This window comes from Ensifer sp. ENS11, from assembly GCF_014851895.1.
GTDB classification, from domain to species: Bacteria; Pseudomonadota; Alphaproteobacteria; order Rhizobiales; family Rhizobiaceae; genus Ensifer; species Ensifer canadensis.
In genome coordinates, this window is sequence record NZ_JACVAN010000030.1 from 1 (window position 1) to 13,864 (window position 13,864).

General features: G+C 59.7%; 13 protein-coding genes. 8 read left to right on the forward strand and 5 right to left on the reverse strand.

Annotation, left to right across the window (positions count from 1 at the left end; genetic code table 11):
* From IB264_RS34510 to IB264_RS31785, 3 genes are all read left to right on the forward strand, one after another.
* Positions 1 to 333: hypothetical protein (locus IB264_RS34510; RefSeq protein ID WP_210335700.1), on the forward strand; the 333-nt coding region annotated here is incomplete at its 5' end.
* Between the two features lie 1,657 nt (positions 334 to 1,990).
* Positions 1,991 to 2,182, forward strand: a complete 192-nt coding sequence (locus IB264_RS34985) for a hypothetical protein (protein WP_057225276.1) — start codon at positions 1,991 to 1,993, stop codon at positions 2,180 to 2,182.
* The gene (locus tag IB264_RS31785) at positions 2,182 to 2,502 is read left to right on the forward strand and encodes a ferredoxin family protein (protein WP_057225274.1); all 321 of its coding nucleotides are present in this window, start codon (positions 2,182 to 2,184) and stop codon (positions 2,500 to 2,502) included. The genes IB264_RS34985 and IB264_RS31785 overlap by 1 nt, the downstream gene beginning before the upstream one ends.
* 229 nt (positions 2,503 to 2,731) lie before the next feature.
* Here the strand turns inward: IB264_RS31785 and IB264_RS31790 are convergent, their stop codons facing one another.
* Together IB264_RS31790 and speB are read right to left on the reverse strand one after the other, a co-directional pair.
* On the reverse strand, positions 2,732 to 3,703 hold the full coding sequence (locus IB264_RS31790; RefSeq protein ID WP_171520644.1) for an ornithine cyclodeaminase family protein: 972 nt from the start codon (positions 3,701 to 3,703) through the stop codon (positions 2,732 to 2,734).
* Positions 3,704 to 3,824: 121 nt separating this feature from the next.
* A complete protein-coding gene (speB, locus tag IB264_RS31795; protein WP_057225270.1) occupies positions 3,825 to 4,886 on the reverse strand; it encodes an agmatinase in 1,062 nt (353 codons plus the stop codon).
* Between the two features lie 366 nt (positions 4,887 to 5,252).
* On the opposite strand from speB, the gene IB264_RS31800 reads away from it, so the two are divergent.
* The 5 genes from IB264_RS31800 (at position 5,253) to IB264_RS31820 (ending at position 10,282) form a co-directional block, all read left to right on the forward strand.
* Positions 5,253 to 6,329, forward strand: coding sequence for a PotD/PotF family extracellular solute-binding protein (locus IB264_RS31800; protein WP_057207964.1), 1,077 nt, complete (start codon positions 5,253 to 5,255; stop codon positions 6,327 to 6,329).
* Positions 6,330 to 6,421: 92 nt separating this feature from the next.
* On the forward strand, positions 6,422 to 7,306 hold the full coding sequence (locus IB264_RS31805) for an ABC transporter permease (protein ID WP_057214813.1): 885 nt from the start codon (positions 6,422 to 6,424) through the stop codon (positions 7,304 to 7,306).
* On the forward strand, positions 7,303 to 8,142 hold the full coding sequence (locus IB264_RS31810; protein ID WP_171520645.1) for an ABC transporter permease: 840 nt from the start codon (positions 7,303 to 7,305) through the stop codon (positions 8,140 to 8,142). The genes IB264_RS31805 and IB264_RS31810 overlap by 4 nt, the downstream gene beginning before the upstream one ends.
* 10 nt (positions 8,143 to 8,152) lie before the next feature.
* Positions 8,153 to 9,220, forward strand: coding sequence for an ABC transporter ATP-binding protein (locus IB264_RS31815; RefSeq protein WP_025428789.1), 1,068 nt, complete (start codon positions 8,153 to 8,155; stop codon positions 9,218 to 9,220).
* A gap of 201 nt (positions 9,221 to 9,421) precedes the next feature.
* Positions 9,422 to 10,282, forward strand: a complete 861-nt coding sequence (locus IB264_RS31820; RefSeq protein WP_057225262.1) for a LysR substrate-binding domain-containing protein — start codon at positions 9,422 to 9,424, stop codon at positions 10,280 to 10,282.
* A 41-nt stretch (positions 10,283 to 10,323) separates the two neighbouring features.
* Here the strand turns inward: IB264_RS31820 and IB264_RS31825 are convergent, their stop codons facing one another.
* Genes IB264_RS31825 through IB264_RS31835 form a run of 3 tightly spaced genes read right to left on the reverse strand, consistent with a single transcriptional unit; the run spans position 10,324 to position 13,864 of the window.
* A complete protein-coding gene (locus tag IB264_RS31825) occupies positions 10,324 to 11,148 on the reverse strand; it encodes a citryl-CoA lyase (protein WP_171520646.1) in 825 nt (274 codons plus the stop codon).
* The gene (locus IB264_RS31830; protein ID WP_192435056.1) at positions 11,145 to 12,329 is read right to left on the reverse strand and encodes a CaiB/BaiF CoA-transferase family protein; all 1,185 of its coding nucleotides are present in this window, start codon (positions 12,327 to 12,329) and stop codon (positions 11,145 to 11,147) included. Before IB264_RS31830 ends, IB264_RS31825 begins: the two co-directional genes overlap by 4 nt.
* Entirely contained in the window at positions 12,326 to 13,864 is a 1,539-nt protein-coding gene (locus tag IB264_RS31835; protein WP_192435058.1) for a tripartite tricarboxylate transporter permease, read from the reverse strand. The genes IB264_RS31830 and IB264_RS31835 overlap by 4 nt, the downstream gene beginning before the upstream one ends.

Sequence of the window (13,864 nt, forward strand, 5' to 3'; positions counted from 1 at the left end):
CAATTCACTGCCGAGGAAGTGCCTTGGTTACCGCACGCCCGCCGAAGTCTTCATGGCCCATTTGCGCGAAAGTGGCTAACCCTCTACGCTTCACACGTCATTGTTGCACTTGGATTAGATTCTCCACGGCTATTTAGTAATGCGACAGTTGGGCCAGTTAGAGATGCGACAGTCTCGCCTCTCCACGCACTGGTCAAAGCCAACGTCAGCCGCGCCGAATACGACGGTGGTGGCAATATTGCTTTTCAGACCTATCGTTCCTCCGACGGCCTTATCTATCACATCAGTCGTTACGTTCCTTATGCCGGTCACCCCGATCGAGGCGTACTCTGAGGGCGTAAAATCCAGAAGACTGCGCCACCATTCCCGCTGTTCAGTCATTAATCAACTCCCCCCTGAAACGTATAATCTTCACGAGCGCAACAATGAAAACGTGCAAGCACAAGTATAACGCTAGAAACAAGGCGCAATTTATAAAATTAATCCAATCCGTTAGAAATAGTTTTTCTAACGGAGAATAATGATCTTTTCTTTCCTGTATGTAATTTATTCCAAATATAAAATATACAATAATCGAAGCAAACAAAGAAAAGAAAATCAACGATCTAAGTTGGTGTATTGTCAACGGCCTTATGCTGCGTAGATCACACGTGGCCACAATGTATAGCGAGTATAAACATCCTGCGGCGGTAACGCCTTCAAAAAGTAAGATCGAAAAAAGATATCGCGCGGCAAAATTTGGATTAACATTTTCGAAGTATTTCAAATTTTCCGCGGCTTTATAGGGGAGCGCCGAATTTACTATCTGCGTGCCATTCGGCACCAACCCGGGCAATGCGAATGTCGCAATTGCGGCAAGAACCATCGCAATGGTGACCGCCAAATGCACCCGTCGAAAATACCTACAAAGCACTGGCTCTGCACTCTCAGACAAGATTTGAACATTGGGATCTTGCCTCTTCATTCGCCTGTAGGTTTCCCACATTCAAAGCCTTCCTTCCGTGACTTGCAAACATACACGCAGTAAGCAGCTTCGCACGGCAGAGGTTCATCCGCGGTGCCAGACAATTGCTGACGGAGCAATCAATGACACTGCCCGTTTTCAAATCCATTGTGTGTTAATATGCAGTGTTTACGACATGTAAGCCGGTGCGCGGGCCCCTCCCATCTCCGGTAGTCTTGCCGCCAGCGAGCACACTTGACTTGGGCACCGCTATTGCGTGCAATATCGCAAAAATCGCGGAAGTTGCAATAGGGCTGACTTTAAAAGAATGTACAAAAACATCACTAAACATCAGCGACTTACGGACGCTGCTTCCTTGGTGGGTTTGGCCATCGCTCCACTTAAGATAGACACCGTTTGCACGGCGATGATTTCTCGCCGGCGTGCACGGTCAAAGGTTCCGAGAGTAAAAAACGGTGTGCCGATTGTTTTTCGTGGAAGCGTGTGTCGCCAACCGTCCTGCTTCCCTCCAAAAAGCGGTGAACAGCGATGCACCAATGACCAGAATGGCATTCGCAGAACCTAGGACGAAGGCTTGTTCTGGGAAATATCGCTCTTTGCTGGGGCAAGCGCCGCGCCCAGTTTTGCCAGCGTGACTTCGATAGGCCGTGAGTTCCGGATCGCGGCAAACAGCAACGACGGCCGAAACTCAAAGTGCCTCAACTACAGGACACCGGCCGAGGTGTTCATGGCACATTTGCAAGAAGGGGGCTGAACCCCTACCCTCAAAATCGGCATGATGCACTTCGGTTAGGTTGTCCAATTGCCCGGCCCGCAGCCTGGGCTAGCAAAAACGCGATTACCGCTGATCCGCAAACCATCATCAGGGCGGTACAGGATGAGGTCTTTCCGCTCAACGTCAACTATTTCCGGACACATACCGGGCTGTCGGCAGCGCTGGAGCGGCTCGACCAGCTGTGGCAAGAGATCGCCGACGCTACGGCCGCGGACGAGAGCCAGGTGCTACCACTGCGCCAGGCATAGGCAATGACCGCCACCGCTCGCTTCATGTATCGCGCCGCCCTGGCGCGTACGGAAACGCGCGGCATGCACCGCCGCGACGATTTCCCAAATCAGGACCCAGAACAACGTTACCGGCTGGTCGTATGCGGCCTCGACACAATCACAATCCGGACGGAACCGGTAAAACCAAGCGACTACAAGGAGGCTGCAGAATAATGATCGAGGTACTGGATAGTGACACCTGCACGGACTGCAATCTCTGCGTCCAGGTCTGCCCGACCAACGTTTTCCAGGTCATGCCGTACGGCCCGCCCCGTATCCTGCGGCAGGAGGCCTGCCAGACTTGCTTCATGTGCGAGCTTTATTGTCCCGTGGACGCGCTCTACGTCGATCCGGACGCCGAGGCAGTGCATGGACTGACGGTCGACTTCGTGCGCAAAAGCAATCTCTTCGGCAGCTACAGGAGGGCCATCGGCTGGCACAAGGACACCCGTCATCAACGTCACATCGACGATCATTACAGATTGCCTCAATAGCCTACCGCTCTGGAATCAAACCTCCCGGTCGAGTGCGAACGCCTGACCAAAGCGCACCGGTGTTTGCCGCGGTCCATGGCGCGATCGAGAACCTGAAGACAATTGCCGGACCGTAAAGCTCGATGTCACCCGCGTCGCGACACGGGCGCGCCCATATCAGCGCAAGCCGGCCCCAGCGATCGTCGCAGGGCAATACCTCGCAGCCGCGGATGGGTCGGTCGCAAGCCACTCAGCTGTTGGCGGACGCAGTCTCATACACCATCGTCGCGGCGGCTAGATCCGCCAAGGCGGTTCCTACTGCCTTGTAGAGCGTGATCTCCTCGTTCGAGGTTCTTGCCGTCACATCGCGACGGCACAATTCGTCGAGCGTCGCGCGTACCATGGCCTCCGAAAACAGGCCCGCCTTGACGGGCTGAACCAGGTCTCCGGCTTCATGTAGGGCCTCATGCGCGTCGATGTAGACCGAAGACCGCCGCACAGCATCGTCATCAGCCTCACGCATCGCGGGCGTAAAGCCACCGATGAGGTCCACATGGGTGCCGGGACGCAGCCACTCGCCCCTGATGATCGGCTGGGTTGCCAAGGTTGCTGCACTCACGACATCGGCGGCACGCACCGATGCTTCAAGATCCGAGACGACGGAGGTTCTGAGCCCCTGTTGTGCAAGGCTGTCCGCCAATCGCGCCGCGTTTCCCGCGTCGATATCCCAGATGTCCACGTGCTCGATCTGCCGGACGGCGCGATAGGCGTCCGGGATAAGGCTTGCCACCCGGCCGGCGCCGATCACCAGCAGGCGTTTGGCGTCCTTCCGGGCGAGATAGTCTGCAGCAAGCGCCGATGCTGCCACTGTTCTGCGCGCCGTGATCGTGTTTCCATCAATGAGCGCGAGCTGCGTACCGGTTCGCCCGTCGTAAAGAATGTAGGTCGAGGTCAGGCCGGCAATGCCGCGCGCGGTATTCCCGGGAAACACGGTGACGATCTTGAAGCCGAGATAGCGCGCCGGTCGCTGTGCGTCATGCCAGGCGGGCATCAAGAGCAGTGTCGCATCCGGTTCCCCCTCGTTTGCGATGGTGTGATGGTGGCGAACCGGCACGACGCAGCCCTCGGCAAAGGACCGCCGCAGGGTATCGATCAAGGCGCCGAATGGGAGCAGTGCAGCGGTCGCCTGGGCGTCGAGGATGCGAATTGGCGCGTCAGTCATGGAAACAACCTTTCGAAAATAGGTCGGCCGTCATGCCGGCCGAAGAGTTGAAATCTGCTGGGCCGGACGCTGCCGGCATCCGAGCCGGCACAACCATTTGGGCTGCGGCCCGGAGTGGCCGTTAACGCCTGTTCACCCTTGCGGACGGGCTGAACATCGCCAGGCATAGAAGTTCGAACAACACTTGCGCAGCGATCTGCGCGGTATTGGTGGTCGCGTCATATTGCGGCGCGATTTCCACCACGTCGCCACCGACAAGATTGATACCCTTGAAGCCCCTGAGCATCGTCAGCACTTCCCGTGGCTGCAGCCCGCCGACTTCGGGCGTACCTGTACCCGGGGCGAAGGCGGGATCCAGGCTGTCGACATCGAAGCTGACATAGGTGGGGCCGGAGCCGACCACTTCCAAGGCCCTGGCAATCACTGCCTTGATGCCCATCTCGGCAACCTCTTCCGCGTGAATGACGGTCATTCCAGAGGCGAACGAGAATTCCCAAAGATATTCGCCGCCGCCGCGAATGCCGATCTGGATCGTACGTCGAGGGTCGAGCACACCCGCGAGCACAGCCTCTCGGAAGGGCGCCCCATGATGAAATTTCGACCCTTCATAGGGGCCGGCCGTGTCGCAATGTGCATCGATATGGATCATGCCCACGGGTTCGTGGCCGGCAAGGCCCTTGAGGATGGCGCCGGATATGGAGTGATCTCCGCCCACCGAGAGCGGAATGGTTTTCGTACCCGCAATCATCCGGTAGCAGGCCTCGATGTCGGCATGGCATTCAGCCAGGCCGAACCGGCTGCGCATCGGCACGTCGCCGACATCGGCAACCTTCAGCCGGCCCATCGGCGCGACCCGAAGCACATGTTCGTAAGGGCCAACCCGCTCGATTCCACGAACCGCGCGGGGTCCCAGTCGCGCGCCGGCACGGTTGGTCACGCCGAGATCCATCGGCACGCCGATCAGGGCAACGTCGAGCGCCTCCAGAATGTCGGACCGCAGCCCGTTTTCGATGAATGGCGCGTCAAGAAATGTGGCCGGGCCTGCAAATGGCCATTTGCGGCTATCGCCGTCCTTGAAGACGCTGGCCGCAACTTCTCGGAAATGCGGGTCCTGCATTTCACCGCCTGCCGCATTGCCGAAGCGGCTTCGCAAGTCTTCCAGAAAATCCCGGTCAATCGTCAAAATAGGCTCCCACGGTTCAACTGTATATTCCTGAAATCGGAACCGATTTGAGGATGAAATTATGCAGCGAATTAAAAGTGTTGCAGCGACCTTGCGCGTCACTTTGGACGCGCGGCGCTGTAACGTCGCAACGACATCATTCGCGTCGGGGAGCGCCTTTTGGAACCTTGAAAATTCATGAGAGCCTATAAGGATCCCTGATAGTCAAAAGTGGCGAGAAGAGTAAAAACGCCGCGCCACACCGCGGCTGACCATTCACGAATCCTTATATCCCGGAGATAATTTTCCCACTACCGCTTCGAACGGCGTCCCCTCAGTCTCCCCGCGATCACAAGGCTGCACAGAAGCGGCCACAAATAAGGGGAACTGATCATGGATATGACACGCCGCCGGTTTATGGGATCCGCTGCTGCGCTCGGGATTGCTGGAACGATGACGGGACTGGCGAGGTCGGCGTTCGCTGCCGGCAGCGAGCTTACCGCCGTCGAATGGGGCGGAGATGTCGTCGAAGCGATGAAGCAGATTGCGGCTGCCCAGGATGCATCGACTTTCAACTGGGTTCTGCATCAGGGCGGCGCGGGCGCAATCCTTCCGAAGATTAAGGCGGTCTGGCCCAACGTCGATTACGACTATGTGGCCGGATGGGAGGGGTCCTTCAACAGCATGGTCAAGGAAGACTGGCTGGAAACCATCAATCCGGCAGACATTCCCAATCTCGCCGACATTCCCGAGAAGATCATCATTCGCGACGGCAAGGGCAACATCAAGGCTGTTCCGCGCGCAGTGGGAGGCATGTATTTCGGTGCACGAACCGACACTGCGCCCATGGTCGTCAAGACCATCGACGATCTCCTGAGCCCCGATCTGAAGGGTGCAATCTGCTGGCCCGGACCGACGCAGAGCATGATGCTGCAGATCGTGGCGCTTGCCTTGCATGCCGGCGGCAGCGAAACCAATATGGAACCCGGCTGGAAGCTGATGCAGGACCTGGCGAAATCGGGCAATATCGGGCGCGTCGCTGTAACCGATATCGATTTTACCAACTCGCTGACATCAGGCGAAACATCGGTCGGCTTCTTCGCCGAGCCGGGCTGGGCTGCCGTGGCGAAAAACTTCCCCGTGACGCGCTTCACCAAGGACAGCAATTTCAAGGCATTCCTCTACCAGAGCGGCTTCGGCGTCATGAAAAACCGGCCCAATACCCGGGCGGCGCTCGACTTCATCAACTTTGCCATCAGCCCGGAAATGAGCTCGCTCTACGCCAAGGTGGCCGGTGAAGCGCCGCTCAACAGCAAGGCGTCCACGCCCGACAACCTCAAGCATCTCGCTTTCACGCCGGAGGAGTTCTCGAGCTTCGTCTATGTGCCGGACTACAACGTCGTCCTCGAGCAGCAGGATGCCTGGTCCAAGCGCTGGGAACAGGACATCGCACCGCTGCTCTAAATCACAGTGCGACAAGATTGCCGGAGGCGCGAAGCGTTCCTTCGGCAATTCTCTTTCGGGGCCCGGAAGGGCGACAAACAGGCTGTCCCATCATGACCAACGCCAGGCAGCAAACCGCTGCAGTTTCAATTCCCGATCGTCGCGATGCGGCCATCACGCTCGCGCCCGCGGTGCTGGTCCTCGCCTTCGGTTTCCTTTCGCCCTTGATCAACCTGGCGATCGAAAGCCTGAAGGAGTTCACCCCGGGACGCGTCGGTTCCGTGGAAAACGCGGCGACGACGGTTCAGAACTACCATGAGCTTGCAAACCAGGCGTTTGCCAATGTCCTGCTGACGACGTTCTGGATCGGCGGCGTGGCGGCGATCGTCGGACAGCTCGTGGCGTTTCCGCTTGCCTATTTCATCGTGCGACGCCTTTCCGCACGCATGCGCACCTTGACACTCGGCTTTCTGATCACGCTTGTGCTGTCGAGCGTCTTGATCAAGACCTATGCGATCGAGCTGACATTCGGCTCGGTCGGCATTCTGCGGCCCTTGCTGCTGACAGTCGGCCTGTCGCCGAACAGTCGTGAATACATCAATATCGTCGTCATCGCGGGGCTGGTGCACTCGATCATACCGGTCGCGACACTGACGCTGATGGGTGCGATGCAGTCCATCGACCCGCGCCTCCTCGACGCCGCCCAATCACTCGGCGCGCCGGGATGGAAGGCGCATCTGTCGATCACGCTTCCGCTCAGCCTTCCGGCCCTCATATCGAGCACGCTTATCTCGCTGACGTTTGCGATCAGCGCCTTTGTCATTCCGATGGTTCTCGGGAGGGGCCGCGTCCTCTTCATGTCGAACGTGATCTACACCCGGTTCAGCGATATCGCCAACTACCCGAGCGGGGCGGCGATTTCACTCGTCATGCTCGCCGCAGCCCTGGCGGTGATTTCGGTCATAACGTTGGCGCACGCATGGAAGAGCCCGCGATGAGCACACATTCTCGTACCGCCAGATCCGGCGACCGGGCTGCCAGCGCGCTCGCCTACTGCGTCGTCGGCCTGGGACTGGCCTTTCTCGCAATCCCGCTTGCGATAACCTGCCTGATGGCGTTCGACGCAAGAACATTTCTCGGTCCCTTGCCGCCGCCGGCATTGTCGTTGCACTGGTTCGAGCGTCTCGCCTCCCAGGCGGACATTCTTTCGAGCCTTCGCACCAGCCTCGTTCTGGCCGTGCTGACGACGATCCTGTCGGTTTCGATCGGAACCGCTGCCGCCGTTGGCCTTGCACGCGGAGATTTTCCCGGAAAGGCGATCCTGACATCCGCCTTCCTCTCGCCGCTGATCGTTCCGCCCGTCGTCATAGGCTTCGGCTTGCTGCTGTTTCTGTCCAAGGCCGGCATTACCAACGGTATGGCGCGGCTTCTTCTCGGGCACGTGATCGTGACCGTGCCCTATTGCATCAGGACCAGCCTTGCCAGCCTTCTTGGCGCCGACAAACGGTTAACGGAAGCGGCCATGATTCTCGGCGCCACGGAGCGTCAGGCGTTCTGGTCCATTACCATACCGCTGATGAAGACAGGGATCATCACCGGGGCGATCTTTGCCTTCGCCATCTCGATGGACGACGTATCGATCAGCCTTTTCCTGAGTGACCCGTCGGCCACCACCCTGCCCGTTACCCTGGTCAGCAACATGCGGGCCGCTTTCGACCTGACGATCGCGGCAGCCGCTGTGATCCTGATGGCTGTAACGGTGCTGCTGATCGTTGTCCTCGACCGGCTGGTCGGGTTCGACAACGTCGTAGGCCAGGGTCTATTTCGTTCATGAGGACAATACGATGATTTCTGCCGTAGAATTTCAAGGTGTCGGCAAGCGCTTCGGCGAAACCGTCGCGCTGGACAACATTTCGTTTTCGGTGAAGCCCGGCGAGACGATTGCGCTTTTGGGACCGAGCGGTTGCGGCAAGACCACGATCCTTCGTCTCATCGCCGGCTTTGAACGGCCTGACAGCGGCACGATCACCATCGGCGGCAAGTCGATGGCCGGACTGAAGCCGTATGAACGAAATGTCGGTCTGCTGTTCCAGCACTACGCCCTCTTTCCACACATGACCGTCGAACAGAACATCGGCTTCGGACTTCGTCACCGCGGTCACGCGGCAAACGAGATCCCCGCCCGTGTCGGAGAAATGCTGGAACTCGTGCGGCTGACCGGCTTCGGACATCGCCGTCCGCATCAACTGAGCGGTGGGCAGCAGCAGCGCGTGGCCCTTGCGCGGGCACTCGCGACCCATCCGAGCCTGCTGCTTCTGGATGAACCGTTGTCCGCGCTTGATGCGAAGTTGAGGCATGAACTGCGCACGGAGCTGAAGGATGTTCTTGCCGCGGTTGGCTCCACGGCGATCGTGGTGACACATGACCAGGAAGAAGCGATGAGCCTCGGCGAGCGCATTTTCGTGATGAGCCGTGGCGAGATCATGCAGTCGGGCAAGCCGGACGATGTCTATTGGCGTCCGAAATCGCGTTTCGTCGCGGATTTTATGGGGCGAACGAACTGGATCCGGGGCTCGGTCGTCGCGACCGATGGTGCCGTCTCGAAGTTTCGCTCGGAATCCGGATGGGAGTTTCCGGTCGCCTCGTCACGCGACGGTGCAGCCATGAAGGAGGTTTGCGTCCGTCCGGAGAGTGTCGAGATATCGTCGAGCACCAGGGACGCTGCGGCGAGAGGCATGGCTGGACGCGTCGCGGACGTCGTTACGCTCGGCGCTTTCCGACATGTGTCCGTGGAGCTTTCCAGCGGCGACCGGGTCATTTCCGCTTGTGCGAACCGCCCGGACATTTCCTTCGAACGGGGGCAAGAGATCAGCATTTCCATGCCGCCGCAGGCCTGCGTCCTGTTTGCATGATTGTCTCGACATGAGCGGGCGGGCAGCGATTGTGTTGCCTGCCCCGCTGGTCGGGCCCTGTTGCGCCCGGCTTACGGATCGTTCAATGTCCGATCCAGCTGCCGATGTCGCCATTTGGCGAACCCGTCCGCGTCCCGGATGCGGAAGCCCAAGACGTCTTCGGCCCGCACTCATCAACAGCGGCGAAAGCACGGTGCTTCCATGCTCGATCTCGACTCTTATTTGCTCCGGGCGTTCCTGACGGTCGCGGAAATAGGAACCGTCAACGGCGCGGCCGCAAAACTGCATCGCACGCAGGCTGCACTCAGCATGCAGATTCGCAAACTCGAAGAACTCGTCGGTGTCACGCTTTTCTCCCGGTCGTCCAAGGGACTGGAGCTCACGTCCCATGGTCAGATCATGGTTGCCTATGCGCGTGAAATCGTCCTGCTCAGCGACGAAGTTGGCCGCAGACTGACGGGCAAGGTGATCGAGGGGCGGATCCGCCTCGGCGTCGTCGAGGATTTCGCCGCCAGCCGGCTGATCGACATCCTACGCGACTTCAGGGATCAGAACCCCAAGGTCGAGATCGACATTATCGTCGAGCCGAACCGCCGTCTGGCGGAGATGTTCGAAGACGGAAAGCTCGATGTCGCGGTCTGCGACATCGCCTGCCTTGGCCGAAAGCCAATTCTGATCTGGACCGAATACCTGATGTGGGCCGTCAGATCTGACTTCGTCGTCGACGCAAGCCAGCCGCTCCCGCTCATCATGTTCGACGACAGCTGCCCCTGGAATGTTCAGGCGATCGCGACCTTATCCCAAAGAAACATAAAATGGAAAACCGCGTGCGTTGCCTCCACGCTGGTGGCGATGGCAACGGCCGTGCGGGTCGGCATCGGGATTGGCCCGATGATTTCTGCGACGATCCCGGATGGATGTCGCGCACTCGACAAGTCGAGTGACCTGCCGACTGCTGTCCGGATCGAGATCGGCTTCTACGCGCAATCGGACGTGTCCGAGGGCGTTCGCTATCTGGTCGAATTTGTATCCCGCCATACGGCCATGGGTGACCGCCCTTAGTCTCCATTCTGAGACGACTTCGGGAGAAACGCCCCCGAAGGTTACTCCAAAGTCGCCTCATCCCCCGAATAGCGCCACAGCCATTCACGTGGCAACGGGCCCTTGTTGCGCTCGGGCTTCTGAGATTGCTCCCAGGCATGCGCCAGAATGCCGACAGAGCGGGACAACACAAACAGCCCCCGTGTGAGCGGCGCCGGGAATCCAAGTTCACCATAAACGACTGCAGTGGCACCATCGATGTTGAGAGGAATGAGCTTGCCCTTGCGCAAAGCAACCTGGCGTTCGAGTTCGACCGCAATATTGACCAGTTTACCGGCGACGGTGCCGTTCTCAGCGTAGGTCCTCGTAATATCGAGCAGCCTTGGTGCTCGCGGGTCCACGGGATGAAAGCGGTGGCCGAGTCCCGGCACATAGCCATTACTCCCCTCAAAAAAGCGGTCAAGACGGTCCGAAACTGCCTGCGGCAAGCCCTTGGCGTCGACGCCTGCGGCGATTTCCTGTAGAAAGACCAGTGCCTGTTCACCGGCGCCGCCGTGCACGTCTCCAAGCACATTGATCGCGGAGGCCATTGCATTGTTGATGCCGACGCCACAAGTCGCGGCCATGCGCGCGATCGCGATCGAGGGCGCTTGAGGGCCATGATCCACCGCGGCCGACAGCGCTACGCCGAGCAGCCCAGCCTGATCCTCTGTCGGCAATTCGCCACGTAACATCAGCCAGATCATCGCCGGGAAGCTGATGTTCCCGATCAGATCCTGGATCTCGTGGCCGCGCAGCCGGATGACGCCGGGGCGCATCTCGATAATATCGGTCCTCCACCAATCCTCGGCCCGTTGGCGCCCCTGTTCCATACCTTGCTTGTTCATGCGCGTACCCTGATAGCCTGCTGCGAAACGATCTCGGCCAAGATCTCGGCCGTCTGTTCGCCGAGCCTCGGCGGCCGGCCTGATGGCATCGGCGGCTCACCGTCGACCAGGAACCCGCCGCGAACGACAGTCAGACGGTCAGCACCCTCGCTTTCGGGGAATGTCGTCATCAGTTTCCGCCCGATGACCTGGTCTTCTGCAAGGATTTGCGGGATCGCGAGGATCCGCCCTGCCGGTATGCCGCGTCGATTGAAGCGCCGCTCCCATTCTACCGCTGGCGCTTGCGCCAATGCCTGCTCGATCAGCAGCTTCAGTTCGCCGCGGCGGCGTTTGCGCTCGTCGCGCTTTTCGAAGCGCGGATCGTTGGCGAGTTCAGGCCGGCCGATTTCGTCGCATAGCGCGACGAACTGTTCCTGCTTGTTCGCCGCGATGTTGAGCAGGCCGTCTCCCGTAATAAAGGAGCCCGAAGGGGCTGCCGTCATGTTCTCATTGCCCATCGCCGCCGGCTCCACGCCTGAGATTAGATAGTTGGAGACCGGCCATCCGAGCGCGCTTAGGGTGCATTCGAGCATCGACACGTCGAGGAAGGCGCCTTCACCCGACCGTGACCTGCGCAATAGAGCCGACACAACCGCGAACGCACCGAATAAGCCGCCCAGCGTGTCGGCGACGGGATAGCCGACACGCAATGGCGCGGTCTCGGTCGTGCCGGTGATGCTCATGATCCCGGAAAGCCCTTGAATGATCTGATCATAGGCCGGGTTGTCGCGCATCGGGCCGTCCTGGCCGAAGCCCGAGATGGCGCAATAGACAAGATCGGGACGTATCACTTTCAAAGTGTCGTAGCCGAAGCCCAGCCGCTCCATGACCCCGGGTCGGAAGTTCTCCACCAGCGCGTCGGCCGTCGCGACAAGCTGAAGAAAGTGCTGCTTATCGGTTTCGTTCTTTAGATCCAGAGTGATGGAGCGCTTTCCGGCATTCTGCGCGAGAAACGAAGCGCCCATGCCTTGCGCGTTGAGCTGGGCAGAGGCGCCAAGCTGGCGGGCAAGATCGCCTCCCAGAGGCGTTTCAACCTTGATGACATCGGCGCCGAGGAGGGCGAGCTGATAGGCGCAATAGGGACCCGCGAGCACGTTCGTCAGGTCCAGGATGCGCAGGCCGTCGAGGAGTTTTTTCGTCATCGATTGTTCCTTTGGTCAAGCGCGGGTGCGTGTTCGACCGTCGCCGCGCGACGATCCGAAAAATGCTTCCACAGTCTCGGTCCAATCAACGCCGTGAAAGCGAGCACGAGCAGCGACAGCGAGATTGGGTGCGTAACGAAAACCGACCAATCGCCGTTGGAGATCGTCATCGTCCGGCGAAACTGTGTCTCCGCCATCGGCCCAAGGATCATGCCGATCAGAACTGGCGCCGTCGGGAAATCGAAACGTCGCATAACGAAGCCCATCGCACCAAGCACGTAGAGAAGAACCAGATCGTAAGAGGACTGGGAAATGCCGTAGGTGCCGATGGTCGCAAAGACGAGGATGCCACCATAGAGCAGCGGCGGCGGAATCTTGAGCAAGCGAACCCACAGGCCGATCAGCGGCAGGTTCAAGAGCACCAGCAGGACGTTGGCGATCAGCAGGCTGGCGATCAATCCCCAGACGAGCGCCGGCTGCGTCTGAAGCAGCAACGGGCCGGGATTGATGCCGTAGCTCTGGAAGGCTGACAACATGATCGCCGCCGTTGCAGAGGTGGGAAGCCCAAGCGTCAGCATCGGCACAAGGACGCCGGCCGTCGAGGCGTTGTTCGCGGCCTCCGGACCAGCAACTCCTTCGATCGCGCCCGTTGTTCCGAACTCGTCCCGGTGCGGCGACAGCTTCTTTTCGATCGCATAGGAGAGAAAGGTCGGAATTTCGGCGCCGCCCGCCGGCATGGAGCCGATCGGAAAGCCGATGAGCGTGCCGCGCAGCCACGGCTTCCAGGAGCGCGCCCATTCCGCCCGGGTCATGTAGAGCGAGCCGCGCAAGGGGGTGATCTCATCCTTGCCGGCATACCGACGGCCGGCGACATAGAGGGTCTCGCCGACCGCAAACAGGCCAACTGCCGCGACGATCATGCTCGTGCCATCGAGCAGTTCGGGCACGCCGAAGGTGAAGCGCGCCTGCCCGGTCTGCATGTCGACGCCGATCATGCCGAGGAAGAAGCCGACAAACAGGCTGGTGAGGCCGCGTACCGACGATGGACCCAGCACGGCCGAGACCATGACGAACGACAGGACCATGAGCGAAAAATACTCCGCCGGTCCGAACTTCAGCGCCATGCCGACAACAACCGGAGCAAGGAAGGCGACGCCGAGCGTGCCGATCGTGCCGGCGACAAACGAGCCGATCGCCGACGTCGCCAGAGCGGCGCCGGCCCGACCAGAACGCGCCATGCGGTTGCCTTCGAGCGCGGTCACGACCGTGGCGCTCTCACCCGGTGTGTTGAGCAGGATCGACGTGGTCGAGCCGCCGTACATAGCGCCGTAGTAGATGCCTGCAAACAGGATGAATGACGCCTCCGGAGAGACCTGGTAGGTGATCGGCAAAAGGAGCGCGATCGTCAGCGCCGGACCGAGGCCGGGCAGGACGCCGATTGCCGTCCCAAGTGTCGTGCCGGCCAGACACCAGAGCAGGTTGATCGGCGTCAGGGCAACGGCAAAACCGGTCGCGAGTTGTTTTAGGGTTTCCAC

Bases quoted from the DNA above. Each gene is read 5' to 3' on its own strand.
- IB264_RS34985 (WP_057225276.1), top strand. From the start codon at position 1,991: ATGACCGCCACCGCTCGCTTCATGTATCGCGCCGCCCTGGCGCGTACG.
- IB264_RS31785 (WP_057225274.1), top strand. From the start codon at position 2,182: ATGATCGAGGTACTGGATAGTGACACCTGCACGGACTGCAATCTCTGC.
- IB264_RS31790 (WP_171520644.1), bottom strand. From the start codon at position 3,703: ATGACTGACGCGCCAATTCGCATCCTCGACGCCCAGGCGACCGCTGCA.
- IB264_RS31805 (WP_057214813.1), top strand. From the start codon at position 6,422: ATGACCAACGCCAGGCAGCAAACCGCTGCAGTTTCAATTCCCGATCGT.
- IB264_RS31810 (WP_171520645.1), top strand. From the start codon at position 7,303: ATGAGCACACATTCTCGTACCGCCAGATCCGGCGACCGGGCTGCCAGC.
- IB264_RS31815 (WP_025428789.1), top strand. From the start codon at position 8,153: ATGATTTCTGCCGTAGAATTTCAAGGTGTCGGCAAGCGCTTCGGCGAA.
- IB264_RS31820 (WP_057225262.1), top strand. From the start codon at position 9,422: ATGCTCGATCTCGACTCTTATTTGCTCCGGGCGTTCCTGACGGTCGCG.
- IB264_RS31825 (WP_171520646.1), bottom strand. From the start codon at position 11,148: ATGAACAAGCAAGGTATGGAACAGGGGCGCCAACGGGCCGAGGATTGG.
- IB264_RS31830 (WP_192435056.1), bottom strand. From the start codon at position 12,329: ATGACGAAAAAACTCCTCGACGGCCTGCGCATCCTGGACCTGACGAAC.